Below are 23618 nucleotides of genomic sequence, written 5' to 3'. Positions count from 1 at the left end.
CTTTTCCATCGCCTTATTGGGGAGGTTTCCATGCCAGGATTTCAGGCAAGGTGAGTAAGTCGCAGCTTCGCTCCATTGCATTTATTTCCAGGGGGTCAGTGCTGGATTTGAGACTGTAGCTCGCAGCATCGTCTATTGTAATCATCATTGGTGGGTCTTCAGTGTGCCCACTGAAAATTACGCCATAAAGGGATGTTGCTACGGAAGCGGCGGTGTCCGGAACTTGTGATAACTGACCATTTTCCTCAATAATTTCTTCAAAGCTATCCGGTACCTCTCCAGGCTTGGTGGGACGGGTCCATTCAGTTCTTAGAAGAAACTTTATTTGGGAAAAATCATGAATAACTCCCGCCTCATTCAAACTAATGCCGGATCCTTTTAGTTGACCTACAGACATGCCATATATTTCGAATTTGAATTCGACATCAAAATAATCCCAGGATAGCGATAGCCACAATCCATTTTCTTGAGGGAAATAGATAGCAGACCACTTCGGGTCGCTCTTTCTATCAAAAAAATATGCCCCCGGCCTAATGGCTGAAATATGGCTAAGGCTCTGGGCACTGGGTAAAAAACTTTTCCATGTTTTCATGATGTCGGAGGGCGGCGTAGGCTTAAGGTGATCCGGAATCGGTGTACCGGCAGGGAAATGGATAATTTCAGGTGGTTTTGGTCCGTTGGCAGGAGCGTCAATCCTGGGAGCGTCTCCCCCCAGTCCGCACTGCCAGGCCATCAGGAGGACTGCGTTCTGGCGCTCAGACAAAACGTCCCAAAAACGGACCAAACGTAGGCCAATCCAGACCATTCCAGACCCATCAACAAAAAAGCCCCCTAAGCAATTCAATCACTTAGGGGGCCATATTGGTGGTGGAACACGGAACCGAATCCGCGTCCGCAATCAGAACCAGATAGTAACGCCTCGGCCCTGAGTCCCTCAATTCGACGACTTGGCCGCTCCGATCACTTGCTTAGGCACAAGCAATGGCGCATGATGTCATCATTTTGATGATGTAAATCGCCTACCAATGTGCAATCGAACTTCCGTTTTCGGTCTTACCGTCGCCTGACGTGGATGAGGAGCGCCTGACCATGCACCCCCAACGCGTCGAGAGCTTGAGCCACGCTCAAAGGGAGCGGCTGGCTTACATCGACTTCCGCCTTTACTTCATGGGTGAAATCGGCCGCCCTGACTTGGCGAGCCGCTTTGGGGTAGCCCCTGCCGGTGCCACGCGCGATCTGGCGCTGTACCGAGAAATCGCGCCGCAGAACATCGAATTCGATGGCAGCAACAAGATCTACCGGATCGGCAAGATGTTCTCCCCGATCTTCGAGCACGCGACGCAGCGTGTTTTGTCGGCGCTCGCTCTTGGGTTCGGTGATGGCGTGAATGTCGACTCGCAGCCCCTGCTGCCCTGTGAGTCCCCTGCAGCCTTGAGCAGCCCTCGGATGGACGTACTGGCTCCGATATGCCGTGCCATTCAAGCCAAGCACGCAGTGGCGATTCGCTACCACTCGATGAGCAATGGCGAGTCCGAGCGAGTCATCGTGCCGTTTGCGCTGGTGGACACCGGTCTGCGCTGGCACGTCCGTGCCTTTGACCGCAAGTCTGGCGAATTCCGCGACTTCGTTGTCACCCGCATCGAAACGCCGACTTTGCTTGATGAAGAACCGCAGGCCAACGAGCGCCCGGACAACGATATCCAGTGGACGCGCATCGTTGAGCTGGACTTCGTGCCGCACCCGCGCCTTGAACGCCCCGAGATCATCAGGATGGACTACGGGATGACCGACGGATCGATCCGGATGCGCGTTCGCGCCGCTGTCGCAGGCTACATGCTGCTGCGCTGGAGCGTGGACTGCTCGCCCGACCACCGCCTCAAAGAAGAACAGTACCGCCTATGGCTCAGCGATCCGCTAGCGCTTTACGGCGTCGAGAACGCCAAGCTGGCTCCCGGCTACCAAGCGCCGACCAGCCCCAAGAAACGATAGGAAAGAACGAACACGATGGCCAAGACACTTGAAGCGCATGACAAGCTGATCCGCGAGATTTTCGAAGGCAGCTACCAGTTCGAGATCCCGGACTACCAGCGCCCCTACGCCTGGACGACTGAGCAGGCGGGTGAGTTGTTCGACGATTTGATCTCGGCCATGCAGGACGCCCGCGTCTCCGGTGCGACCAGCCAATACTTCCTCGGCAGCATCGTGCTGATCAAAAACGACCGAGAGCCGAAATCATCCGTCGTAGATGGCCAGCAACGCCTCTCCACGCTGACGATGCTGTTCGCGGTGCTGCGCGAGGCCATGCCGCACGCCGCCGACGACATCACCGATTTCCTCTACAAGAAAGGCAAGGTCAGCCTCGGCGAGAAAAACGAATACCGCCTGACTGCCCGCGAGGAAGACGCCAACTTCTTCCGCACCAACATTCAGGAGCCGGGTGGCATTGCGCAGTTGGTCGCCAGCACCGACAAGCTGGAAGACAGCCGTCTGCGCTACCGCGAAAACGCCACGCTGCTGCTGGGCAAGGCCAAGGCGCTACCGCCTGCCGACCTGATCGCGCTGTGGCAGTTCCTCGCCAACGACTGCTCGCTGGTCGTCATCTCCACGCCTGATCTTGAAGCCGCGTACCGCATCTTCTCCGTGCTCAACAACCGGGGGCTCGACCTCGCGCCCATCGACATCATCAAGGCACAAGTGCTGGGTCTGATCCGCACGACGGCGGGCGATGTCAAAAGCCGTGCCTACGCCAAGGAGTGGAGCCGGATTGAAAACGCACTTGGCCGCGATGCCTTTGGCGATCTGTTCGGTCACATCCGCACCATCTACGCCAAGCAAAAGCAGCGGGCCACGTTGGTCAAGGAATTTCAGGAGCATGTCACCGAGTACAAGTCCCCCATCGACCTGATCGACAAGGTCATCAAGCCCTACGCCGAAGTGTGGGACTTCGTGCGCGACGCCGACTTCGAGGCCACCGAGCACGCCGAGACGATCAACGAGCACCTGTCCTGGCTCAACCGCGTGGACTTCAAAGACTGGGTGCCCCCGGCACTGGTCTATTTCAAGCGCTTCCGGCAAAAGCCCAAGCTACTCGCGGAATTTTTCGAATCACTGGAACGGCTCACCTATTTCCTGCTGGTCACCAAGGTAGGCATCAACGAGCGCATTGAAACCTACGCCGCGCTGGCCAAGGAAATCGAACCGGAGACCTTCAAGGGCGAGCTGGCCGATCTCACAACGCTAGCTCTGACTGACGCGCAGAAGCGCAAGTTCGTCGCAGCACTCGATGGCGACGTTTACGACGATTTGCCCAAGGCACGGATGGCGCTGGTCTTGCGTCTTGAATCATTGGTGCGAGCCCCCGGAGTGCAACTGCAGAGCGCCGTGTCGTTGGAGCACGTGCTACCGCAGACACCGCCGGATGGCTCGGACTGGCTCCAGTGGTTCCCCGATGAGGACGAGCGCGAAGCGTGGACACACCGCCTGGCCAACTTGGTTCCGCTTGACCGTAACAAGAACTCGTCAGCCAGCAACTACGACTTCGCCAAGAAGAAAAACGTGTACTTCAAGGGCAAGGGCACCGCATCACCTTTCGTCCTGACGCAGGAAGTCCGCTCGGAAGATAAATGGACACCGGCGATGCTGATTGATCGGCAAGAGCGCCTCGTCGGCGTGCTCAAGAAACACTGGGCACTTGAAGTGCCGCCAACCGGATCAGTCAGCAAAGCGCCTGACACAACAACAGTATCGCAAGGGCAGGCTTAATGAAACCCGTAAAACAACAAGACCAAAGCAACCTGAAGTGGGTTGCTGACTTCATCTGGAATATCGCTGACGACCGCCTGCGCGACGTCTACGTGCGCGGCAAGTACCGTGATGTGATCCTTCCTTTCACCGTATTGCGGCGGCTCGATGCCGTGCTGGAGTCGACCAAGCAGGCGGTGCTAGAGCGCAAGAAGTTCCTCGACACGCACAAGGTGGCCGAGCAGGACGGCGCGCTGCGGATGGCTGCCGGGCAGGCGTTCTACAACACCTCGGACTTCACACTCGAAAAGCTCAAGGCCAGTAGCGCTGGCCAGCGTCTGCGCGACGACTTCATCGACTACCTTGATGGCTTCTCTCCCAACGTCCAGGAGATCCTGACCAAGTTCAAGTTCCGCGACCAGATCCAAACACTTATCGACGCACACGTCCTTGGCTACCTCATCGAGGACTTCCTCGACCCCGAAGTGAACATTTCGCCTTTGCCGGTCAAGGATGCCGACGGCAGGGTCAAGTTGCCCGCGCTGGACAACCACGGTATGGGCACGGTGTTTGAGGAGTTGATCCGCCGTTTCAACGAAGAGAACAACGAAGAGGCTGGCGAGCACTTCACGCCGCGCGACGTGGTCAAGCTTATGGCCAAGTTGCTGTTCATGCCGGTGGCTGACCAAATCCAGTCTGGCACCTACCTGCTGTACGACGGCAGTTGCGGCACGGGCGGCATGCTGACCGTGGCTGAAGAGGCGTTGCACGAACTGGCCGCCAGCCACGACAAGGAAGTGTCGATCCACCTGTTCGGGCAGGAGATCAACCCCGAGACCTACGCCATCTGCAAGGCCGACCTGCTGCTCAAGGGCGAAGGCGATGAGGCCGAGAACATCGTCGGCGGCGCGGACAAGTCCACGCTGTCAGCCGATCAGTTCCGCTCACGCGAGTTCGACTTCATGATCTCCAACCCGCCTTACGGCAAGAGTTGGAAGACCGACCTCGACCGGATGGGCGGCAAGAAGGAATTCAGCGACTCGCGCTTCATCGTCAATCACGGCGGCGACTCCGAATTCAAGCTCATCACCCGTTCCAGCGACGGGCAGCTGATGTTCCTGGTGAACAAGCTGCAGAAGATGAAACACAACACGCCGCTGGGCAGTCGCATCGCGCTGGTACACAACGGCTCCGCGCTGTTCACTGGCGACGCGGGCCAAGGTGAAAGCAATGTGCGCCGCTGGGTGCTGGAGAACGACTGGCTAGAAGCCATCATCGCCCTGCCACTCAACATCTTCTACAACACCGGCATCGCCACCTACATCTGGGTGCTGGCCAACAAGAAGCCCGCACACCGACGCGGCAAGGTGCAGCTCATCGACGCCTCGCAGTGGTTCCTGCCGATGCGGCGCAACCTCGGCAAGAAGAACTGCGAGCTGGCGGACGCGGACATTGAACGCATCCTCAAGCACTACCTTGACCAGCCTCCCGCCGATGCAGAAGCCGCAAAGGCAGTACCCGAAAGCAAGTGGTTCGACAACGCTGACTTTGGCTACTGGAAGATCACGGTCGAGCGCCCGCTACGCCTCAAAAGTCAGCTCAAACGCAGCGCCATCGAAAGCCTGCGCTTTGCCACGGGCGACGAGGCCCTGCGCAGCGAGATTTACGCCAAGTACAGCGACAAGCTGTACACGGAATTCGCCAAGCTCAAGCCCGAAATCGAGGCGTGGCTCAAGGGTGATGACGGCGACGAGGATGCCGACGAGGAATCGGACGACGAAGACACCAAGGCCACCAAGAAGGCCGTGCCGGAGAAGCGGCGCAAAAAGCTGCTCGACCCAGCGACGTGGCTGCGCGACAAGACCCTGATGGAATTGGCAAAGCTGGCGCAGCAGGAACTCGGCGAAGGTGTCTTCGACGACCACAACGAGTTCCGCGCGCGCTTTGACGCCACGATGAAAGCGCACAGCAAGAAGTTGGGTGCTCCCGAGAAGAAGGCCATCTACAAGGCGGTGAGTTGGCGCGATGAGTCGGCCCCGCCGGTCATTGCCAAACGCAGCAAGCTTAAGGCGGGTGAACATTTCGAACCCGGCTACGACGGCGCGTACCTCGAGACCGTGGGCAAGGATCGCTTCATGGTCGAGTACGAGGCCGATACCGACCTGCGCGATACCGAGCAAGTGCCGCTCAAGGAGTCCGGTGGCATCGAAGCCTTCTTCGTCCGGGAGGTGCTGCCCCACGCGCCCGATGCCTGGATTGCGATGGACTCCACCAAGATCGGCTACGAGATCTCATTCGCGCGCTACTTCTACAAACCGACCCCGCTGCGCACGCTGGAACAAATCCGCGCCGACATCTTGAAGCTGGAGGAGCAGACGGAAGGCTTACTGCACAAGATTGTGGGGGCTGCGTGATGGGCGGTGCATACCAGTCATACCGGACATCCAAGATGCAATGGCTTCCGCCGGTGCCCGAGCACTGGGACGAGCAGCGCGCCAAGGTCTTCTTCCGTGAGGTGGATGAGCGCTCGCGCACTGGCGAAGAGGAGCTGCTGTCGGTATCGCACCTGACCGGGGTTACGCCGCGCAGCCAGAAGAACGTGACGATGTTCAAGTCTGCGAGCTATGTTGGCTCCAAGCTGTGCCGTCCCGGAGACATCGTGATCAACACGCTTTGGGCATGGATGGCAGCGCTTGGTGCGAGCAGGCACGTGGGCATCGTCAGTCCGGCCTATGGCGTGTATCGGCCGCACCGTGCCGACAGCTTTAACCCAGCGTATCTCGACTACCTGCTGCGCACTCGTGCCTACGTTGCTGAATACATTGGGCGCTCAACCGGCATCCGATCCTCGCGTCTGCGCTTGTACCCGAACCAGTTTCTTGACATAGCCCTGATTCAGCCGCCTCGCACCGAGCAAGACCTAATAGTCGCCTACCTGCGGGCGCAGGATACCCACATCGCCCGGTTGATCAGGGCCAAGCGCGATCTCATCGGCCTGCTCACCGAGCAGAAGCTGCGCATCATTGATCATGCCGTTACGCGAGGCATCGATTCTTCTGTCGGGTTTAAGCCTTCTGGCATCGAGTGGTTGGGGGATGTGCCCCTGCACTGGGATATTGCCCTGGTAAAGCACGTCGCTGATGTGCGCTTCAGTGGTGTGGACAAGCATTCGCATGATCACGAAACGTCAGTTCGCCTGTGCAACTACACAGACGTCTACAAGAACGACAAGATCACCGGCGACATGGATTTGATGCAAGCCACTGCGACGGCAGGAGAAATTGCCCGGCTCACGCTCAAAGCGGGCGACGTCATCATCACCAAGGATTCCGAAACGCCGGACGACATTGCTGTGCCCGCATGGGTGCCAGTCGGGCTTCCTGGTGTGGTCTGCGCCTACCACCTTGGATTGCTGCGACCCGAGCCCGGTCGAATTGAGGGTGAGTTCCTTTTTCGCGCCATCGGGTCTGCGCGGATCGCCGAGCAATTTCACGTGTTGGCAACCGGCGTCACGCGATTCGCCCTCGGCAAACACGATGTCAAGAACGCCGTCATCCCGCTACCGCCGATAGGAGAACAGAAGGTCATCTGCAAGTGGATTGCCGATGAGTGCAAGCCACTCGAAGAAGCCATCCTGCGGGCGGAAGACGAAATCAAGCTGATCCGCGAATACCGCGACCGGCAAATCGCCGATGTCGTCACCGGCCAAGTGGATGTGCGCGGCTGGGTGCCGGGCCCGGATGACGTGGTGGCCGAGGAAGACCTTGCGTTACTGGGCGGCGACGAAGAAATCGATACCGATGGGGAGCAAGACGATGGCGACGACTGACACCAGCGAAAAGGGCCTGGAGGCCTTGATCGTGCGCGACCTCTGCAACAGCGGCGGCTACGTGCAGGGCAACCCCAGCGACTACAACCGCGACGTGGCGGTGGACGTGGTGCAGTTGCTGGCGTTTCTGCAGGCCACCCAGCCCAAGGCGGTCGACACACTGGAGCTGGCAAGCGAGGGAATCAAGCGCACTCAGTTCTTGCACCGAATCCAGGGCGAGATCGCCAAGCGGGGCGTGGTGGATGTGCTGCGCAAGGGCGTGGGCCACGGCCCGGTTCACGTTGATCTGTACAAGCTGCTGCCGACGCCGGGCAACGTCAGCGCTGCCGAGAACTTTGGCAAGAACATCTTCAGCGTCACCCGCCAGTTGCGCTACAGCAATGACGAGTCGCAGCGCTCGCTGGACGTCGCCATCTTCATCAATGGCCTGCCGGTGATGACCTTCGAGTTGAAAAACTCGCTGACCAAGCAGACCGTCGCCGACGCCATCACCCAGTACCAAACTGACCGTAACCCGGGCGAGCTGCTGTTCCAATTGGGGCGCTGCGTGGCGCACATGGCGGTGGACGACGCCGAGGTGCGGTTCTGCCCGCATCTCACCGGGAAGACCTCGTGGTTCCTACCGTTCAACCAGGGTTGGAACAGCGGCGCGGGCAACCCGCCCAACCCGCACGGCCTGAAGACCGACTATCTGTGGAAGCAGGTGCTGATCAAGGACTCGCTGGCCAACATCATCGAGAACTTCACGCAGGTGGTGGAAGAGGAAGACGAAAAGGGCAAGAAGCGGCGCAAGCAGGTGTTCCCACGGTTTCACCAACTGCGTACTGTCCGTGCCTTGCTGCGCCGCTCCCGCGAGGATGGGGTTGGCAAGCGCTATCTCATTCAGCACTCGGCAGGCAGCGGCAAGAGCAACACCATCGCGTGGTTGGCTCACCAGTTGGTCGAACTCAAAACGGCCGCCGATGCGATGTTGGCTCAGTTCGACTCGGTGATCGTCATCACCGACCGACGCGCGCTTGATACCCAGATCGCCCGCACCATCAAGAGCTACGACCACGTTGCATCGATCTTCGGCCATTCCGAGGATGCCGCCGAGCTGCGCACCTTCCTGCGCAAAGGCAAGAAGATCATCGTCACGACGGTGCAGAAGTTTCCGTTCATCCTCGATGAGCTGGTAGACCTCGGCGGCAAGAAGTTCGCGTTGCTGATCGACGAGGCGCATTCCAGCCAGGGCGGTAAGACGACGGCCAAGATGCATATGGCCTTGTCAGGCGCTCCTGGTGACGACGAGGACGATGAGGAATCGGTCGAGGACGCCGTCAACAAACTGATCGAATCGCGCAAGATGCTGTCGAACGCCAGCTACTTCGCGTTCACGGCCACGCCGAAAAACAGGACGCTGGAGTTGTTCGGGGAGCGGTTCATCGAGGGCAGTGAGGCGCGTTACCGCTCGCCGGAGGAACTGACCTACACCACCAAGCAGGCCATTCAAGAGGGTTTCATCCTCGACGTGATTGCGAACTACACGTCGGTGGACAGCTTCTATCACGTCGCCAAGACAGTCGAGGAAGATCCCGACTTTGACAAGGTGAAGGCGCTGAAGAAGATTCGTCACTACGTCGAATCCCACGACAAGGCCATCCGCAAGAAGGCCGAGATCATGGTTGACCACTTCGTAGCGCAGGTGGCGGGGAAGCAAAAGATCGGTGGCAAGGCGCGGGCGATGATCGTTTGCAACGGCATCGCACGGGCCATCGACTACTACCGTGAGGTGTCGGATTACCTCGCCTCAATCAAGAGCCCCTTCAAGGCCATCGTGGCGTACTCGGGCGACTTTGAAATTGGCGGGGTGAGGAAGACCGAAGCCGATCTCAACGAATTCCCGAGCAAGGACATTCCGTCCAAGCTTAAGCAAGACCCGTATCGCTTCCTGATCGTCGCCAACAAGTTCGTCACCGGCTTTGACGAGCCGCTGCTGCACACGATGTACGTGGACAAACCACTGGGTGGCGTGATGGCGGTTCAAACGCTGTCTCGACTAAACCGAGCTCACCCGCAAAAGCGCGATACCTTCGTGCTGGACTTTGCCGACAACGCCGAGGCCGTGAAAGCCGCATTTCAGGACTATTACCGCGCGACGGTGCAGGTCGGCGAAACCGACCCCAACAAGCTGCACGACTTGAAGAACGACCTCGATGCCAAACAGGTGTACAGCTGGCAACAGGTTGAAGATTTGGTTGCGCTCTATGTCACCGGCGCAGACCGCGACAAGCTCGACCCCATTCTCGATACCTGTGTGGCCGAGTACATCGACAACCTGGACGAAGATGGTCAAGTCGAGTTCAAGGGCAAGGCCAAGGCTTTCGTGCGCAGCTACGGCTTTCTTGCTGCGATCCTGACCTACGGCCACCCGGCTTGGGAAAAGCTGTCGATCTTCCTGAACTTCCTGATCCCGAAGCTACCGGCCCCGAAGGAGGAAGACCTCTCCAAGGGCGTGCTGGAAGCCATCGACATGGACAGCTATCGGGTAGAAGCGCAGGCGTCACTGAAGATGTCGATGGACGATGCCGACGCCTTCATCGAACCGCCCCCGCCCGGCGGCGGCGGCGGTGGCGGTACGCCGGAAATCGACAAGTTGTCGAACATCATCAGAGCCTTCAACGACATGTTCGGCAACATCGAATGGAAGGACGGCGACAAGATCCGCAAGGTCATCACCGAGGAGATTCCGGCCCGTGTGGCGCAGGACAAGGCCTACCAAAACGCGCAGGCCAACTCCGACAAGCAGAACGCCAAGCTGGAGCACGACAAGGCGCTCAATCGCGTGGTACTGGAGCTGATCTCCGACCACACGGAGCTGTTCAAGCAGTTCAGTGACAACCCGAGTTTCAAACGCTGGCTGACGGATATGGTCTTCGACTCGACCTACCACCCGGGCTCGGTGACGCCGAAGGCACCGCCACAGACGGGAGCGTCGGCGTGAGCGATACCAGTGCACAAAGGGGGTGCCTATGGCATTGAATCTAGCGAAAGCTGTTCTGGATTGCTTGAAAGCACGACCCGAGGAAAAGCTGACGGCTCGACAGATCGCTGAGTGGATATTTGGTACCTATCCCATGGAGTGCCAGGAGAAGAAATCCAACAGTCAAGGCGGGTACATCAAAACCGACGGCGACTTGGTGCAGCAGCTGGTCGCGGAAATTGGCTCACGGCGTCCCAGCTTGCAAAAAAGGCATCCGGAGTTGAAGACTACCGAGGGTAGGCCGCGCAAGTACTACTACACGGAAAAATCAGACGTCGCAGAAGTTGCTGCGGCTGAGAGTACGGCCACTAGCACCACCGTAAGCACCGATGGCAAGACACTGGGTGAACACGCGATGTACCCGCTGCTCGCGCTGTATCTGTGGGAAGAGTTCGGGGTCTACTCGAAGCGCATTGACGAGAAGCGCTCATCGAACAAGCGAGGGCCGAACGGCAACCGTTGGCTGTACCCGGACGTGGTCGGGATGGAGGACTTGGGCGCTGAGTGGCACCAGGAGGTGCGGGACTGCGTGAATCAGTATTCCGACAAGCGCACCAAGCTTTGGTCGTTCGAGGCCAAGTTGCTGATCAACCGATCGAACGTGCGTGAATGCTTTTTCCAGGCGGTTTCAAACTCGTCATGGGCCAATTTTGGATATCTGGTCGCTGCGGAGATCGAGGGCCAGGACACGCTCAAGGAGCTGCGAATGCTGTTCGCCGCCCACGGCATCGGCCTGATCAAACTGGATGCCGACAACCCGGCAGAGAGCCAGGTCTTGATTCCAGCTCGTGAACGGGACGAGATTGATTGGGACATGGCCAACCGGCTGGCAACCGAAAACCGGGATTTTCTGGACTACGTGAAACTGGTGAAGCAGTTCTACCAAACCGGCGAAGCGAGGCTGGCTGATTGGGATGTTCCCGAGACGACGGACTGAAGAAGGCTACTCGAGGTGGCCGATGACATCGAGGCGCTGCTCGCCCCGCTGAAACGCCCCAAACCATTCGTTGCGTGAGTCGGCGCGTGCTCGGCTCACGAGCAGCGCAAAGCCCTCACAGTTTCGTTCCTTGGCGGTAGCGAAATCAGACGTATCGAACTTAGCCTCACGGACAAGCGTCGTCGCGGCCGTTTTCATGGCGTACTCAAACAAATCCAGCAGGCTTGCCTGCAAGGTTTCGTCGATGCTGCGGCAGGACACGTCGTCGATGACTGCCTTTTTGAATTGATTGCTCATTGCTTGTGCTCCGAATTGGCGTGGATGACATGAACGCGCTGTTCAGCGGTAAAGCCAAGCTCTTCCGCGCGGTTCTGGATCAGGCGTTGCGAAGCAGCCAAGCGGCCTCAGCCTCCCGCCGTGTGACGAGTCCCGGCAGCACTTTCCCGCCGCCATAAACCCATCGGCGCAGCTCCTGCCTGGCCGCAACCCAGTCACGCTGATTGACTCGCCGCCGTAGCGTCGACGTCTGCAGACGCCCTGCGCCAAGGTTGAAGGTGAAGTCCACGATGGCCGAAAGTCGCCCTTCGGTTTCGGCGGCGAGCACCGGGCAGTAACGCAGCGTCGCGGCGAGCGCCGTCTGCAGGTCGCGCGCCAGATAGATCTCGGCCTCGGTCTCGGTGATCGGCAGGTGCTTCGGATCACAGAGGTGGCCATAGCCAATCGTCCAGTACCCTGCAGGACAGATGTACGGGTGTGCGCGTCCAGGATCGGCCTTCGGCACGCGGTGGAACCCCTCGAATCGCTTGGCCAGCTCGATGGCCGTTTTCGGCACTTCGCTCACGAACGCACCCGGTCGAACACGCGCCCGAGGAACCAGAAATTCAGTACCCCGGCCCACAGCGCCTGATCGGCTTCCGTCCAGGCGTGCAGGATGGCCGTGCCCCAGCCAGCTCCAGCGGTCACGGCAGCCACAAATGCCGCCGTCTTGGCCGCGCAGTACAGGGCCATGAACCAGTAGGTGATCACCGGACGCACGCTGGTTGAGAGCGCGTCGGCCCAGCGCACACCGGACTTCTCACCTTGGGTGCGGACGGCGTCGCGCAGCGTATCAATGGCTCCGACGTTCCACGCCGCATCAGCGCTTGCGCCGATTTCGGCCATCCGCTGCGCGCCGCGCAGCTTCTCGAACTCCAGCGCCTTGTCCTGCATCGCCAATTCGTGACCACGCTCGCCTTGGCGGTCGAGCCACTTAAGCAGTTCGGGCGCGAGACGGAAGGCCCCTCCAAGGAGGCCACCCAGCAAGGTCTCGATCATTGGCCACCTCCGAACACCTTGAGCTTGATGATTGCGCCTGCGACCAGCGCCAGCAGGAAGCCGGTGGTGATCACCTTGACCACCGTCTGCCACGCGGTGTACTTGGCCGTGTTGAAGGCCTCCAGCAGGCCCCGCAGCTCTCGGATGTCGCTGGCCGCGTCTTCGCCATCGAGGCCCACGTCAGCCAGCGCGTGGCGAGCGCCGCGTTCGGCGACGCGCTCCAGCAGTTCTTCGAATTCGTCCTTGGGCATGGTCACCATGCCCCCTGTCACAGTCGGTGCGTTCATTTGCGTGCTCCAGAAATGCGAAACCCGCCCGATGCGCGAGCATCAGGGCGGGTCTCAGGGTTGAACTAGTTGGGTTTCAGATTTCGATGATTTCCAGCGTCAGGCTGCGGGCGATGCCTTCGATGGCGTCGTCTCGGACGAACACCTTCTGGCCATCGTCCGAACCGTCGTCGCAGAAGCGCCAAAACAGAGAGAAGTTGGCCTTGGCTTCCTGCCCGACCAGCGCGTTCATACAACCCCCTATCAACAGGAGAAGTTGTGATGAACGAGAAACAAGCATCCGTCGCCGCGCGGATCGCAGAGCTGTCGAGCCTGCCCATCGCCGAGCTGTGGCCAGTGTGGGATCGGTACTTCAGCAGCCGCCCCATCAACCCCAACCGCGTCTTCATCGAGTCGCGCATCGCCTACAAGATGCAGGAGGAGGTCTTTGGCGGTCTGGCGCACAACACGCGCCAGCGCCTGCAGGCCATCGGTGCCAAGCATTCCAAGATCAAGCTGCGGGCTCGCCCGCGCGACACCAACTTCGCGCCCGGCACCGTGCTGCTGCGCGAATGGGGCGACCGCGAGCACAAGGTGGCGGTCACCGCCGAAGGTCTGTTCGAGTACGAGGGCAGCACCTTCAAGAGCCTGACAGCCGTGGCCCGGCAGATCACCGGCACGCACTGGTCGGGGCCACTGTTCTTCGGCCTGACCGGCAAGGCAGGTGCGCAATGAGCGACGCCACCCAAATCGCCTCTCCCAAGGCGCGCAAACGCTGCGCGGTCTACTGCCGGGTGTCCTCGGACGAACGCCTTGACCAGGAGTTCAACTCCATCGACGCGCAGAAGGAGGCTGGCCACGCCTACGTCGCCAGCCAGCGCGCAGAAGGATGGATTCCGGTGGCCGACGACTACGACGACCCCGGCTTCTCCGGCGGCAACACGGATCGTCCCGGGCTGAAACGCCTGATGGCCGACATCGAGCGCGGCCAGATCGACATCGTGGTGGTCTACAAGATTGACCGCCTGACGCGCAGCCTTGCCGACTTCTCCAAGATGGTCGAGGTGTTTGAGCGCCACGGCGTGTCGTTCGTGTCAGTCACGCAGCAGTTCAACACCACCACCTCGATGGGGCGGTTGATGCTCAACGTGCTGCTGTCCTTCGCCCAATTCGAGCGCGAGGTCACCGGCGAGCGCATCCGCGACAAGATCGCCGCCAGCAAGCGCAAAGGCATGTGGATGGGTGGCGTGCCGCCGCTCGGCTTCGACGTCGAGAACCGTCTGCTGGTCATCAACGACGCGGAGGCGGCGGTGGTGCGGCGCATCTTTGAGGAGATGCTGACCATCGGCTCGCCCACCCAGATTGCCGCCAACCTGACGCTGGATGGCATCACGACCAAGGCGTGGACGACACAGGACGGCCAGACGCGGGCGGGCACACGCATCGACAAGAAGTACCTGCACAAGCTGCTGCGCAACCGCATCTACCTCGGGGAGTTGTCGCACAAGGGCAGTTGGTACCCGGGCGTGCATCAAGCCATCATCGATCCCGGGCTGTGGGGCCGAGTTCACGAGGTGCTGGCCAAGGACGGTCACACCCGGTCGGTGGAAACCAAGATCAGGTCGCGCACCGACGCCTTGCTGCGCGGCCTGCTGTACGCACCCTCAGGCGAGCGGATGTACCCGACCTACTCGCGCAAGAACGGGCGCAAGTACCACTACTACCTGTCCAAGTCGGAAGCGCGGTTCGGCGCGCCGGGCAAGGGCTACGAGCGCCTGCCCGCGCCGGAGATCGAGGGGGCGGTGGTGGCCCAGATCCGAACGGTGCTGACCAGTCCGGAGACCGTGGCGTCGGTGGTGCGCCACATCCAACGCAACGGGGCCCAGATCGACGAGGCCACCACCGTGATGGCGATGGGACGGCTCAACAACGTGTGGGATCAACTGTTCCCGGTCGAGCGCCACCGCATCGCCAATCTGATGATCGAGCGCATCGACCTCGTCCACGCGGGCGAGGTGCAGGGGATCAAGGTGAAGTGGCGTGAGGTGGGTTGGAATGCGCTTATCGCGGAGTTCGCCCCGGACAGCATCGGTGCCGAGCTGCTGGAGGTCGAAGCCTGATGGACGAGTCGATGGAAACCTTTGTGCCCCTGACGTTCCGACGCCGAGGCGTCCAGCGCGTGGCCACCGACGAGCGCAGCGTCCACGACGTGACCCTGCTCGACGGTGTCGCACGCGCCTTCTACTGGCAGCACCTACTGGACACCGGCGCGATGCAGAGCGGGTCGGCCATCGCCCGCGCCGAGAAGCTGCACCACTCGGTGGTCAACGAACTGCTGCGCCTGACCCTGCTGGCCCCAGACATCATCGAGCAGTTCATGGCGGGCAAGCAGCCACGGCGGCTGACGCTGATGTGGTTTCAGCGAAACCGCCTGATGGTCGACTGGCACGCCCAGCGCCAGCTCATGGCCACCTTCGAGGAGGACGTATGAGCAAGAAGCATCGTGGCCACGCCAAGGGCGACCCAGTGACGTATCAGACGCCGCTGCCTGCTGGCGGCGTGCAGATGGAAACCTTCCTGCCCTGGACGCTGGTGCGCCGGGGTTTGAAGAAGCAGGTCATCACGCCGCTGGACGCACCGCAGGAGTTCCTGGACGAGGCCCGCCGCGAACGACTGGTTCGTGAGATGGCGCAGGACACCCCCTTGATGCGGGCGCTCGGCCTCGCGCACCACTGGCAGCGCCTGCTGGACGAAGGACGGTTCAGTTCGATGACCGAGATCGCGGCGGCCGAGGGCATCGACCTCGGCCAAGCGAGCAAGATGAGCCGACTGGCACAACTGGCCCCCGACCTGATCGACGCCATTGCTTTGGGACGCCTCGAGGTGGGTGTCAGCCAGTTGCTGCGCGGCAAGTTGTCGGCGTCCTGGCTGGCGCAACGTGAGGCGCTGGTGGCAGGCTCGCGCTGACATCCGTGCCGACCGACCCGCCGCCGCAAGGCGGTTTTTTTGTGTCTTTCGCTGTCTCGGTCGCGCCCGCCAGAGCAAGCGAAGAAGCAAACCGACGGCCCGCAAACCCGCGTCAATCCACGACTTCGGGCCTTGAATGCTCAAGAGGGCAACAGAGAACAGAGAGAGAAAAACGGCGGAATGCGCGCCTGGAACGGCGACTTCCGGAGGGCTGTGCTCAAGAGGCAAGAGGTGGAAACCGCGCCAACACAGGGGGAACAGGCAAAAAAAATCCCAACCGGATAAGGGTTGGGATTTCACATTATGGTGGAGGTGGCGGGAGTCGAACCCGCGTCCGAAGGCGTTTAATCCCCGGATCTACATGCTTAGCTCACCGTTGGATCTCGTTTGTCGACAGCACGGCGTGCTAAGCGCGCCGACAAACCAGCCTGTTAGTTCTAGTCGTAGACTGAGAGGCGACAGTCATTGACGATCCCGTGATAGTGACCCTACATCCACGAGCACGAGCACAAGTGGGTTCGGGGCTTACGCCTTAAGCGGCGAGAGCGTAGTTGTCGTCGTTGGCAACTATAAGTTTGCTGCTGGATTAACGAGGAAAGCTGCCCCCTCGGCATGCACCAAGCAATCGCACTACCCCCGTCGAAGCCAGAACACCCCCGAGGAGAAAGCTATGAAAGCCTGCAACAGTATATGGGGTCGGTAGCGCGATAGCCAATGGGCATTTGTCGCGCTACCCGCCGCCATCAGCCCAGCTTGTTGTGTGCGCGCATCACGCGCTGCTTGTCGCGGCTCCACTCGCGCTCTTTTTCTGCATCGCGCTTGTCGTGGTCCTGCTTGCCGCGGGCCAGGCCGATTTCGACTTTGACCTTGTTGTTCTTCCAGTACATGGCCGTGGGCACGAGGGTGTAGCCCTTGCGCTCGACGGCGCCTACCAGGCGGTCGATCTCTTCGCGGTGCAGCAGCAGCTTGCGCGTGCGGCGGTCTTCGGCGATCACGTGCGTGGACGCGCTGATCAGCGGCGGGATGGATGCGCCGACGAGGAAGATTTCCCCGTGAAGCACGATGGCGTAGCAGCCGTCGCCGAAGTTGATGCGTCCTGCGCGCAGGGCCTTCAGTTCCCAGCCCTGGAGGGCGATTCCGGCCTCGTAGCGCTGGTCGATGTGATATTCGTGGCGTGCGCGTTTGTTCAGCGCGATGGTGCCGCCGCCGTCCTTTTCTGTGTCCTTTGCTTTAGCTTTTGCCATGTCCGTTAAAATCGGGGGATCAAGTCCTTGATACAAGGCCGGTCAGTCCATTGGCCGGATGATTGACGCTAAATGACGAGGTAGGCCGTGATCGAAATTCGCCGCAGCGCACTGGTGCCGTACACGCCGGCGCAGATGTTCGACCTGGTCAACGATGTGGAAGCATACCCAAAGCGCTTTCCCTGGTGTGACGCCGCTCATGTGATCGAGCAGAACGACGACGTGCTGGTGGCCCGGCTGGACCTGAAATTTGCCGGTTTGCGCCAGAGCTTCACCACCCGTAACACCCCGCGGCGGCCCGAGAAGCTGACCATGAAGTTTGTGGAAGGTCCGTTCAAGAGCCTGGACGGGGTCTTCGGTTTTCAGGCCCTGGGCGACACGGGGTGCAAAGTGTCGCTGGCGCTGGACTTTGAATATTCGGGCCTCGGCGGCTCGGTGCTGAAGCTGGGCTTTCAGGCGCTGGCCAACCGCATGGTCGACGATTTCTGCGATGAGGCCCGCCGCACCTATGGCTGACACGCTCACTATTGAAGTGATCTATGCCGGCCCGGAAGGGCAGGTGGTCATCCCGCTGACCGTGCCGGCCGGCACCACGGTGGGTGAGGCGGCGGAACTCGCCTGTAAGTCGGGCTTGCCTGCGGGTGTGTCAGCGCAGCCTGACCGGCTGGGCGTGTTTTCCCGGCGAGTGGACGCGGCGCGCCCGGTGGAGCAGGGGGATCGGGTCGAAATCTACCGTCCGCTGACGATCGACCCGATGGATGCGAGAAGGCGCCGCGCGAAAGGCGGCGCCTGATCGTCACTTGTTGCTGGAGTCGTCCGACGACTTGCCCTGGCCAAAACCGCCGGAGTCCTTGTCGTCGTCCTTGGTCTTGGACTTGTCGCCCTGGGTCTCGTCCACCGGGTAGTTCGCATTGAACTTCTTGGCGTCCTTCAGCTGCTGGGTAGCGTCGCCGGCGAAGAAGTCGCCCTCGGTGCGCACCAGTGTGTCGTTATTGAAGGTGAGGGTCAGGGTGCGCCGGGTCAGCGGGCCGCCACGACGGGAGAACGTGGACACGTAGTCCCAGCGGTTCTGGTCGAACGGAGTGCTGACGGAGGGCGATCCAAGCAGGACAAGGACCTGGCGCTTGGTCATGCCAGGCTGGAGCTGGTCGACGTCTTTCTTGTCGAGCAGGTTGCCCTGCTGCACGTCAGGGGTATAGACGAGGCCACAGCCCGCGATGGCAATTGCCATCATGGCCAAACCCAGCGTGCGGATGAACTTTTGCATGCGTAGTTACGTCCGGATCGTGAAGCTGTCGATGATACACTAAGCGCCTTACGGCACTGCGAGGGGTTCTTATGGATCAGGAAACGAAAGAGCTCCGCAAGGCGGGCCTGAAAGTCACGCACCCGCGCATGCGGATCCTGCAGATCTTCGAGGAGGCCGACGAAAGGCACCTGACCGCCGAAGATATCTACAAGCGTCTGCTTGCCAACCAGGAAGACATCGGGCTGGCCACGGTTTACCGCGTCCTGACCCAGTTCGAAGCTGCCGGCATCGTGATGAAGCACAACTTCGAGGGCGGGCAGGCCGTTTATGAACTGGACCGTGGCAAGCACCATGACCACATGATCGATGTGGACAGCGGAAAAGTGATCGAGTTCATCAGCGAGGAGATCGAGCGTCTCCAGCACCAGATCGCCGACCGTCACGGGTATGTCATCGAAGACCACAGCCTGGTGCTGTACGTCCGCCCCAAAAAGCGCAAGTAACCGCCAGTCCGGCCCGTGGGCGCCCAGCGCCTGCCGCGTGTTTCGTGCAAGAAATGATGGGTCCCTGGGTGAAGAATCCGGGGCAGGGGGCGTTTTCTTGAATTTCCGATGCCCCAAATAAAAACGCCGCTGATGGACTCCTGTCCACCAGCGGCTGATCCGGCTTTCCTTAAGGATCGGAGATCGCGAATTGCTCGCGGAATCTCCGGTACACCTCAGTACACCGGCGAGGCTGACATCCTGTCACCTCATCAGGTCAGTCGTCCCCACGACCGACCTGGGCTCGCCGTCTCTCGACGGCGGCTCCCCCACATCGATGAAAGAATCGTAACGAAGCGTTCACGATCCCGGTATCGGAAAATTTCCTATGACCGCAAGTTCACGTTTGTGAGGTAGGGCTCGCCCAGTGCAGCGCTGCGCAATAAAACGCGAAGGTGAAGGCCTTGCGTTGCGGGGCGGACGCGGAAGATGCCGCCCAGCGCGGTAATACGGTCGCTCATGCCTTGCAGGCCGCGTCCGCCACCGTCGTGGCGGACGGGCGCGGGGTTGGGCGGAAGGCCGACGCCGTTGTCCCGAATGTCCAGAATGGCGACCGGAATGTCCCCACGCAGCCCGATACGCAAGCGCAACCGGAACTCGCTGCCACCGGAGTGGCGCACGGCATTGGTCGCGCTCTCCTGCACCACGCGGTAAATGGCGGTAAGCGTGTCGTCATCGAGCAGGCGCGGGTCGCCTACCAGATCGGTGTGATAGTGGATGCCGGCCGCCGCCAGCATGTCGCGCAGGGGGCCTTCTTCCAGCGCGCGAAGCAGGCCGAATTCATCCAGCACTGAAGGCCGCAGGCTGTCCAGCATGCGATGCAGGGCGCGGCGCATGTGGGCCAGGATGCCGTTGATCGACGTGCCGATGTCTTCCAGCCCGGCCTGACCCAGGCGGCCCTGTGCCAGCTTGATATGGGTCTGGATGGCGGTGAGGTTCTGGCCCAGTTCGTCGTGAAGCTCCGCTGCCATGTGCCGGCGCTGGCTTTCTTCGGCCTGAAGATTGCCTCGGGCGGCGTCACGCAACTGACGGGCCAGTTGATCCAGGCGCTGGTTGACGGCGGCAAGGTGCACGTTCTGCTGGGCCACCCGCTCGCTGCTGCGACGCAGGGCATCGGTGGCCGCCCCCAGCATCAGGGTGCCGGTGCCGGCCACGGCCAGAAAGAGGTGGGCGGCGGCGGTGGGTGAGCCTCGCCCCACCATGTCGTCCGTGACGTTCAGGCCCACGCTGGTGATCAGCATGGCCAGACCCGCACCTCGCCAGCCGTGACGGAAGGCGAAGAACAGCACCGGGGCCAGCGACAGCACGCGGGCGAACTGCGGCTGCGGCGAGTACTCAGACAGCGTCACCAGAATGGCCAGCGACGGCAGCATGACCAGAAGACCATCCAGCAACAGCTCGGCCAGGGCGGTTTGCGAGGGGCGTTCGCGGGCGATCAGCACCAGCACGGGCACGACCAGCAGCACGCCGAGGTAATTGCCCAGGAGGTCGCTGCCGAAGGTGCTGCCAAGCATTTCCACCGGAGCCGCAGGATGCAGCGACGCCATCATGGCGGCGTTGCCTGCGGTGGCGACCGTCGCGGTGACCATGGCCGACAGCAGCAGGCGGGCTACGTCTTCAGGCGTGCCCAGGCTGGCGTGGAGGTGCGCGCGGCGAAGCAGCCAGATGCAGATGGCTGCCATCAGGGGTTCGGGTACGTCGCCCAGAAGGAATCCCGCGCCGCCGATAGGCATGCCGCTACGCCATTCGCAGACGGCACTGCCGGCGATTTCCGCGCCCAGAATCCAGCCCCAGTCGCGCGTGCGCATGAGCAGCAGCGCGCCGAAGCGCAGGCCAAACGGAAGCACCCAGTAGGGTTGCTCGGTAGGCCAGAGGACTACCCAGAGGGCGAAATAGCCAAGGCCAAGCAGTGGGCCGGCGTAACGGTGAAGGACGTGAGGGCGCATGACGGAATGTTACATGGCGACTGTTCCTTTCCGATGCCCGGGAAACCCCATCCCCATGCGTACGGTTCGCCTGCTACAGTCGGCCCATGCTGAGAATCGTACTCGTGGATGATCACGCCATCGTGCGTGAAGGTTTCAAGCGGCTCATTGAGATGGAGCCGGACCTCGACGTCGTTGCGGAGTGCCGCAATGCCGACGAGGCCGTTGAAGCCGTAACGCAGCAACGACCGGACCTTGTCGCGGTCGACTTGTCGTTGCCTGATGGCAGCGGCCTGCCATTGATCGAGCATCTGGCCAGCATCGCTCCGGACATGCGCATCGTGGTGCTGAGCATGCACGACGGTGAACCCTACGTTTCCGAGGCACTTCGGCGTGGGGCAAGCGGATATGTCACCAAGGGCGTGGCGCCTGAAGAGCTGGTGGAAGCCCTGCGCTCGGTGATGGGCGGCGAGCAGTATTTGAGTTCTGACTTGCGCCAGCGCCGGTCAGAGCGGCCCAGCATTGACCTGGACCCGGTCAATCGGCTTACCGCGCGTGAGCGAGAGGTTTTTCTGTTGCTGGCGGCAGGGCGCGCTCCGAAGCAGGTGGCAGCGGAGCTCGGCATCGGGCAGAAGACGATTTATATCCATCGCGCGGCGGTGATGAACAAGCTGGGCGCTGGCTCGGAACTGGACCTGTACCGCATGGCGTCAGAGCGCGGACTGATCCGGGCCTGACCAGTGGCGCTTCTGCGGGAGCTTCCGGTGGAAGCACCGTGGTGACGGTTGTTGCCAGCTCCCCATCGTGAGCGAGCCCGGTTCCTCAGGCTCGCTCACGGACTGCCCGGGCTGAGTCAGCTCTGCGCGCTGTCCAGCATCTTCTTTGCGTGAGCCCGCGTCTCGCGGGTGATTTCCACGCCGCCCAGCATCCGCGACAGTTCGTCTCGCCGGCCGTTGGCGTCCAGCGTCTGGATGCGGGTGTGGGTCGACTCACCGTCGCTCTGCTTGGATACCCGCAAATGCGAGTGGCCCTGTGCCGCGACCTGGGGCAGGTGGGTGACGCACAGCACTTGGCAGCGTTCGCCCAGCGCCCGTAGCTTCTGGCCCACAACTTCGGCCACCGCGCCACCGATGCCTGTGTCGACTTCGTCGAAAATCATGCAGCCGATCTGGTCGTTGCCGAGGGTGGCGACTTCGATGGCCAGGCTGATGCGGGCCAGTTCGCCGCCCGAAGCGACCTTGCGCAGCGGACGCGGGGACTGGCCCGGATTGGCGCTGACCAGCAGTTCGCAGCGTTCCCGCCCTTGCGGGTCCGGATCGGTGCCGTCAGCGGCCTCAAGCTGCACAACCAGGCGGCCGCCCGTCATGCCCAGTTCGCCCATCAATCCGCCAACCGCGTCGCCCAGGCGGGAGGCGGCTTCACTGCGGCTGGCGCTGAGGGCGCTTGCTGCCGCGGTGTAGTCGTTGGCCAGGCGGTCACGCTCGCGACCCAGCCGGTCCAGCGCGTCACCCGCGCCTTCCAGCTCGTTGAGTCGTTCGCGCAGCTCTTCGGCCTTCATGGTCAGTTCGGCGACCGGCACCCGATAACGACGGGCGAGGTCGTGAAGGTGAGTCAGATGAGTGTCCACCTCGGCGAGGCGCTCAGGGTCCAGCTCTACATCCTGTGCGTACCGGCCGAGGCCATCGACGGCTTCACCGACCTGAATCTGGGCGCTGTCCAGAAGCTCAAGCGCAGGGGCGAGCGTGCTGTCCAGTTCTGCAAGGCGCGACAACTCGGCTTGCGCACGCAACAGGGCGCGCCCGATGGAAAACTCGCTTTCACCGTCCAGCAGTTCCACCACGCCATTGGCGCCTTCCGCCAGCCGGCCCGCATTGGCGAGACGGCGATGCTGTGCTTCCAGCTCTTCCAGGGCGGCGGGCGTGAGAGCCCAGCGGTCCAGATCTTCAAGTTCGTGGGTGAGCAGTTCAATCTGACGCTCGCGATCATCCCCGCCGGACAGCGTGCGGATGCGCGCTGTGGCATCGCGCCACGCGCGGGCCAGGTCACGCACCTGGGCCACGCGCGCATCGTTGCCGGCGTAGGCATCCAGCAGAGCCATCTGATGCTGACGCGACAGCAGGGCCTGATGCTCATGCTGTCCGTGGATTTCCACGATCAGCGAGGCCAGGGCGGACATCTGGGCGAGGCTGGCCGGGCGACCGTTGATCCAGCCTTTGGAGCTGCCCTCCACTCGGATCACACGGCGAAGCCGGCAGGTGTCGCCGTCGTCCAGCTCTTCCTGGCGCAGCCATTCCCCTGCCTCAGGCAGGCCCTTGAGGTCGAATTCCGCGGCAAGCTCGGCGCGGTCGCTGCCGGAACGCACCATGCCCGAGTCGGCGCGTGCGCCAGCCAGGAGCATCAATGCGTCCACAAGCAACGACTTACCTGCACCTGTTTCGCCGCTGACCACGGTAAGCCCGGGACCAAAAGCGATTTCGGCTTCTTCGACAACGGCAAACTGGCGGACGTACAGCGAGGTGAGCATGGGGACCATGAGCGCGACGAGACGCCGGCGATTGTAGCCGCAGCCAGTCGCAGGAATC

The 23618-nt window shown here is 61.4% G+C and carries 24 protein-coding genes and 1 other RNA gene; 14 read left to right on the top strand and 11 right to left on the bottom strand.

What is annotated here, in order from left to right:
- Window positions 1-13: 13 nt before the first annotated feature.
- Window positions 14-733 carry a hypothetical protein gene (locus tag FHW69_RS17105; RefSeq protein WP_183424318.1) on the bottom strand — a complete coding sequence of 240 codons (720 nt, stop codon included), beginning with the start codon at window positions 731-733 and terminating at the stop codon, window positions 14-16.
- 356 nt (window positions 734-1089) lie between these two features.
- Between FHW69_RS17105 and FHW69_RS17100 the strand changes: the two genes are divergently transcribed.
- Genes FHW69_RS17100 through FHW69_RS17075 form a run of 6 tightly spaced genes read left to right on the top strand, consistent with a single transcriptional unit; the run spans window position 1090 to window position 11529 of the window.
- Entirely contained in the window at window positions 1090-1989 is a 900-nt protein-coding gene (locus FHW69_RS17100; protein ID WP_183424317.1) for a WYL domain-containing protein, read from the top strand.
- A 15-nt stretch (window positions 1990-2004) separates the two neighbouring features.
- Window positions 2005-3762 carry a DUF262 domain-containing protein gene (locus tag FHW69_RS17095; RefSeq protein ID WP_183424316.1) on the top strand — a complete coding sequence of 586 codons (1758 nt, stop codon included), beginning with the start codon at window positions 2005-2007 and terminating at the stop codon, window positions 3760-3762.
- Window positions 3762-6155 (top strand): class I SAM-dependent DNA methyltransferase, encoded by a 2394-nt coding sequence (locus tag FHW69_RS17090; protein ID WP_183424315.1) that lies wholly within the window; start codon window positions 3762-3764, stop codon window positions 6153-6155. The genes FHW69_RS17095 and FHW69_RS17090 overlap by 1 nt, the downstream gene beginning before the upstream one ends.
- Before the next feature lie 35 nt (window positions 6156-6190).
- Window positions 6191-7570, top strand: a complete 1380-nt coding sequence (locus FHW69_RS17085; RefSeq protein ID WP_255494877.1) for a restriction endonuclease subunit S — start codon at window positions 6191-6193, stop codon at window positions 7568-7570.
- Window positions 7557-10553, top strand: coding sequence for a type I restriction endonuclease subunit R (locus FHW69_RS17080; RefSeq protein WP_183424313.1), 2997 nt, complete (start codon window positions 7557-7559; stop codon window positions 10551-10553). Before FHW69_RS17085 ends, FHW69_RS17080 begins: the two co-directional genes overlap by 14 nt.
- A 28-nt stretch (window positions 10554-10581) precedes the next feature.
- Entirely contained in the window at window positions 10582-11529 is a 948-nt protein-coding gene (locus FHW69_RS17075) for a COG2958 family protein (protein ID WP_183424312.1), read from the top strand.
- A gap of 6 nt (window positions 11530-11535) precedes the next feature.
- Here FHW69_RS17075 and FHW69_RS17070 read toward each other — a convergent pair whose 3' ends face one another.
- From FHW69_RS17070 to FHW69_RS17050, 5 genes are all read right to left on the bottom strand, one after another.
- Window positions 11536-11826, bottom strand: a complete 291-nt coding sequence (locus FHW69_RS17070; RefSeq protein ID WP_183424311.1) for a hypothetical protein — start codon at window positions 11824-11826, stop codon at window positions 11536-11538.
- Window positions 11827-11905: 79 nt separating this feature from the next.
- The gene (locus FHW69_RS17065; protein ID WP_183424310.1) at window positions 11906-12370 is read right to left on the bottom strand and encodes a lysozyme; all 465 of its coding nucleotides are present in this window, start codon (window positions 12368-12370) and stop codon (window positions 11906-11908) included.
- The gene (locus FHW69_RS17060) at window positions 12367-12843 is read right to left on the bottom strand and encodes a hypothetical protein (protein WP_183424309.1); all 477 of its coding nucleotides are present in this window, start codon (window positions 12841-12843) and stop codon (window positions 12367-12369) included. The genes FHW69_RS17065 and FHW69_RS17060 overlap by 4 nt, the downstream gene beginning before the upstream one ends.
- Window positions 12840-13130 (bottom strand): DUF6127 family protein, encoded by a 291-nt coding sequence (locus FHW69_RS17055; RefSeq protein WP_183424308.1) that lies wholly within the window; start codon window positions 13128-13130, stop codon window positions 12840-12842. The genes FHW69_RS17060 and FHW69_RS17055 overlap by 4 nt, the downstream gene beginning before the upstream one ends.
- Before the next feature lie 76 nt (window positions 13131-13206).
- Entirely contained in the window at window positions 13207-13362 is a 156-nt protein-coding gene (locus FHW69_RS17050) for a hypothetical protein (protein WP_183424307.1), read from the bottom strand.
- 29 nt (window positions 13363-13391) lie between these two features.
- On the opposite strand from FHW69_RS17050, the gene FHW69_RS17045 reads away from it, so the two are divergent.
- The 4 genes from FHW69_RS17045 to FHW69_RS17030 are packed head-to-tail and all read left to right on the top strand — an operon-like array spanning window position 13392 to window position 16076.
- A complete protein-coding gene (locus FHW69_RS17045) occupies window positions 13392-13844 on the top strand; it encodes a DUF2924 domain-containing protein (protein WP_183424306.1) in 453 nt (150 codons plus the stop codon).
- On the top strand, window positions 13841-15229 hold the full coding sequence (locus tag FHW69_RS17040) for a recombinase family protein (protein ID WP_183424305.1): 1389 nt from the start codon (window positions 13841-13843) through the stop codon (window positions 15227-15229). Before FHW69_RS17045 ends, FHW69_RS17040 begins: the two co-directional genes overlap by 4 nt.
- Complete coding sequence (locus FHW69_RS17035; RefSeq protein WP_182265966.1) at window positions 15229-15600, top strand: site-specific recombinase resolvase; 372 nt, start codon at window positions 15229-15231, stop codon at window positions 15598-15600. The genes FHW69_RS17040 and FHW69_RS17035 overlap by 1 nt, the downstream gene beginning before the upstream one ends.
- Window positions 15597-16076 (top strand): LacI family transcriptional regulator, encoded by a 480-nt coding sequence (locus tag FHW69_RS17030; RefSeq protein WP_183424304.1) that lies wholly within the window; start codon window positions 15597-15599, stop codon window positions 16074-16076. The genes FHW69_RS17035 and FHW69_RS17030 overlap by 4 nt, the downstream gene beginning before the upstream one ends.
- Before the next feature lie 304 nt (window positions 16077-16380).
- Here FHW69_RS17030 and ssrA read toward each other — a convergent pair.
- Window positions 16381-16734: a transfer-messenger RNA gene (ssrA, locus tag FHW69_RS17025) on the bottom strand.
- Window positions 16735-16819: 85 nt separating this feature from the next.
- Window positions 16820-17320 carry an SsrA-binding protein SmpB gene (gene smpB / locus FHW69_RS17020; protein ID WP_183424303.1) on the bottom strand — a complete coding sequence of 167 codons (501 nt, stop codon included), beginning with the start codon at window positions 17318-17320 and terminating at the stop codon, window positions 16820-16822.
- A gap of 87 nt (window positions 17321-17407) precedes the next feature.
- Here smpB and FHW69_RS17015 point away from each other — a divergent pair, with 87 nt between their 5' ends.
- Window positions 17408-17836, top strand: a complete 429-nt coding sequence (locus tag FHW69_RS17015; protein ID WP_183424302.1) for a type II toxin-antitoxin system RatA family toxin — start codon at window positions 17408-17410, stop codon at window positions 17834-17836.
- On the top strand, window positions 17829-18113 hold the full coding sequence (locus tag FHW69_RS17010; RefSeq protein ID WP_183424301.1) for an RnfH family protein: 285 nt from the start codon (window positions 17829-17831) through the stop codon (window positions 18111-18113). Before FHW69_RS17015 ends, FHW69_RS17010 begins: the two co-directional genes overlap by 8 nt.
- Before the next feature lie 3 nt (window positions 18114-18116).
- Here FHW69_RS17010 and bamE read toward each other — a convergent pair whose 3' ends face one another.
- Window positions 18117-18587: an outer membrane protein assembly factor BamE gene (bamE, locus tag FHW69_RS17005; protein ID WP_183424300.1), complete on the bottom strand. Its 471-nt coding sequence runs from the start codon at window positions 18585-18587 to the stop codon at window positions 18117-18119.
- Between the two features lie 71 nt (window positions 18588-18658).
- On the opposite strand from bamE, the gene fur reads away from it, so the two are divergent.
- On the top strand, window positions 18659-19072 hold the full coding sequence (gene fur / locus FHW69_RS17000; RefSeq protein WP_183424299.1) for a ferric iron uptake transcriptional regulator: 414 nt from the start codon (window positions 18659-18661) through the stop codon (window positions 19070-19072).
- Between the two features lie 365 nt (window positions 19073-19437).
- Here fur and FHW69_RS16995 read toward each other — a convergent pair whose 3' ends face one another.
- Window positions 19438-21057, bottom strand: coding sequence for an MASE1 domain-containing protein (locus FHW69_RS16995; RefSeq protein WP_183424298.1), 1620 nt, complete (start codon window positions 21055-21057; stop codon window positions 19438-19440).
- 86 nt (window positions 21058-21143) lie between these two features.
- On the opposite strand from FHW69_RS16995, the gene FHW69_RS16990 reads away from it, so the two are divergent.
- Window positions 21144-21773, top strand: coding sequence for a response regulator transcription factor (locus FHW69_RS16990; protein WP_183424297.1), 630 nt, complete (start codon window positions 21144-21146; stop codon window positions 21771-21773).
- Window positions 21774-21889: 116 nt separating this feature from the next.
- Here the strand turns inward: FHW69_RS16990 and recN are convergent, their stop codons facing one another.
- Window positions 21890-23560 carry a DNA repair protein RecN gene (gene recN, locus FHW69_RS16985; RefSeq protein WP_183424296.1) on the bottom strand — a complete coding sequence of 557 codons (1671 nt, stop codon included), beginning with the start codon at window positions 23558-23560 and terminating at the stop codon, window positions 21890-21892.
- Window positions 23561-23618 lie beyond the last annotated feature (58 nt).

Source organism: Luteibacter sp. Sphag1AF (assembly GCF_014192715.1).
Taxonomy (GTDB): Bacteria; Pseudomonadota; Gammaproteobacteria; order Xanthomonadales; family Rhodanobacteraceae; genus Luteibacter.
Note: the sequence above shows the minus strand (reverse complement) of the source record. Positions and strands in the feature narration are given on the sequence as shown.

Bases quoted from the DNA above. Each gene is read 5' to 3' on its own strand.
- FHW69_RS17105 (WP_183424318.1), bottom strand. From the start codon at position 733: ATGGCCTGGCAGTGCGGACTGGGGGGAGACGCTCCCAGGATTGACGCT.
- fur (WP_183424299.1), top strand. From the start codon at position 18,659: ATGGATCAGGAAACGAAAGAGCTCCGCAAGGCGGGCCTGAAAGTCACG.
- FHW69_RS16995 (WP_183424298.1), bottom strand. From the start codon at position 21,057: ATGCGCCCTCACGTCCTTCACCGTTACGCCGGCCCACTGCTTGGCCTT.
- FHW69_RS17055 (WP_183424308.1), bottom strand. From the start codon at position 13,130: ATGAACGCACCGACTGTGACAGGGGGCATGGTGACCATGCCCAAGGAC.
- FHW69_RS17050 (WP_183424307.1), bottom strand. From the start codon at position 13,362: ATGAACGCGCTGGTCGGGCAGGAAGCCAAGGCCAACTTCTCTCTGTTT.
- FHW69_RS17075 (WP_183424312.1), top strand. From the start codon at position 10,582: ATGGCATTGAATCTAGCGAAAGCTGTTCTGGATTGCTTGAAAGCACGA.
- recN (WP_183424296.1), bottom strand. From the start codon at position 23,560: ATGCTCACCTCGCTGTACGTCCGCCAGTTTGCCGTTGTCGAAGAAGCC.
- FHW69_RS17060 (WP_183424309.1), bottom strand. From the start codon at position 12,843: ATGATCGAGACCTTGCTGGGTGGCCTCCTTGGAGGGGCCTTCCGTCTC.
- FHW69_RS17080 (WP_183424313.1), top strand. From the start codon at position 7,557: ATGGCGACGACTGACACCAGCGAAAAGGGCCTGGAGGCCTTGATCGTG.
- FHW69_RS17090 (WP_183424315.1), top strand. From the start codon at position 3,762: ATGAAACCCGTAAAACAACAAGACCAAAGCAACCTGAAGTGGGTTGCT.
- FHW69_RS17045 (WP_183424306.1), top strand. From the start codon at position 13,392: ATGAACGAGAAACAAGCATCCGTCGCCGCGCGGATCGCAGAGCTGTCG.
- smpB (WP_183424303.1), bottom strand. From the start codon at position 17,320: ATGGCAAAAGCTAAAGCAAAGGACACAGAAAAGGACGGCGGCGGCACC.
- FHW69_RS17095 (WP_183424316.1), top strand. From the start codon at position 2,005: ATGGCCAAGACACTTGAAGCGCATGACAAGCTGATCCGCGAGATTTTC.
- FHW69_RS17100 (WP_183424317.1), top strand. From the start codon at position 1,090: ATGCACCCCCAACGCGTCGAGAGCTTGAGCCACGCTCAAAGGGAGCGG.
- FHW69_RS17040 (WP_183424305.1), top strand. From the start codon at position 13,841: ATGAGCGACGCCACCCAAATCGCCTCTCCCAAGGCGCGCAAACGCTGC.
- FHW69_RS17030 (WP_183424304.1), top strand. From the start codon at position 15,597: ATGAGCAAGAAGCATCGTGGCCACGCCAAGGGCGACCCAGTGACGTAT.
- bamE (WP_183424300.1), bottom strand. From the start codon at position 18,587: ATGCAAAAGTTCATCCGCACGCTGGGTTTGGCCATGATGGCAATTGCC.
- FHW69_RS17085 (WP_255494877.1), top strand. From the start codon at position 6,191: ATGCAATGGCTTCCGCCGGTGCCCGAGCACTGGGACGAGCAGCGCGCC.
- FHW69_RS16990 (WP_183424297.1), top strand. From the start codon at position 21,144: ATGCTGAGAATCGTACTCGTGGATGATCACGCCATCGTGCGTGAAGGT.
- FHW69_RS17010 (WP_183424301.1), top strand. From the start codon at position 17,829: ATGGCTGACACGCTCACTATTGAAGTGATCTATGCCGGCCCGGAAGGG.
- FHW69_RS17070 (WP_183424311.1), bottom strand. From the start codon at position 11,826: ATGAGCAATCAATTCAAAAAGGCAGTCATCGACGACGTGTCCTGCCGC.
- FHW69_RS17035 (WP_182265966.1), top strand. From the start codon at position 15,229: ATGGACGAGTCGATGGAAACCTTTGTGCCCCTGACGTTCCGACGCCGA.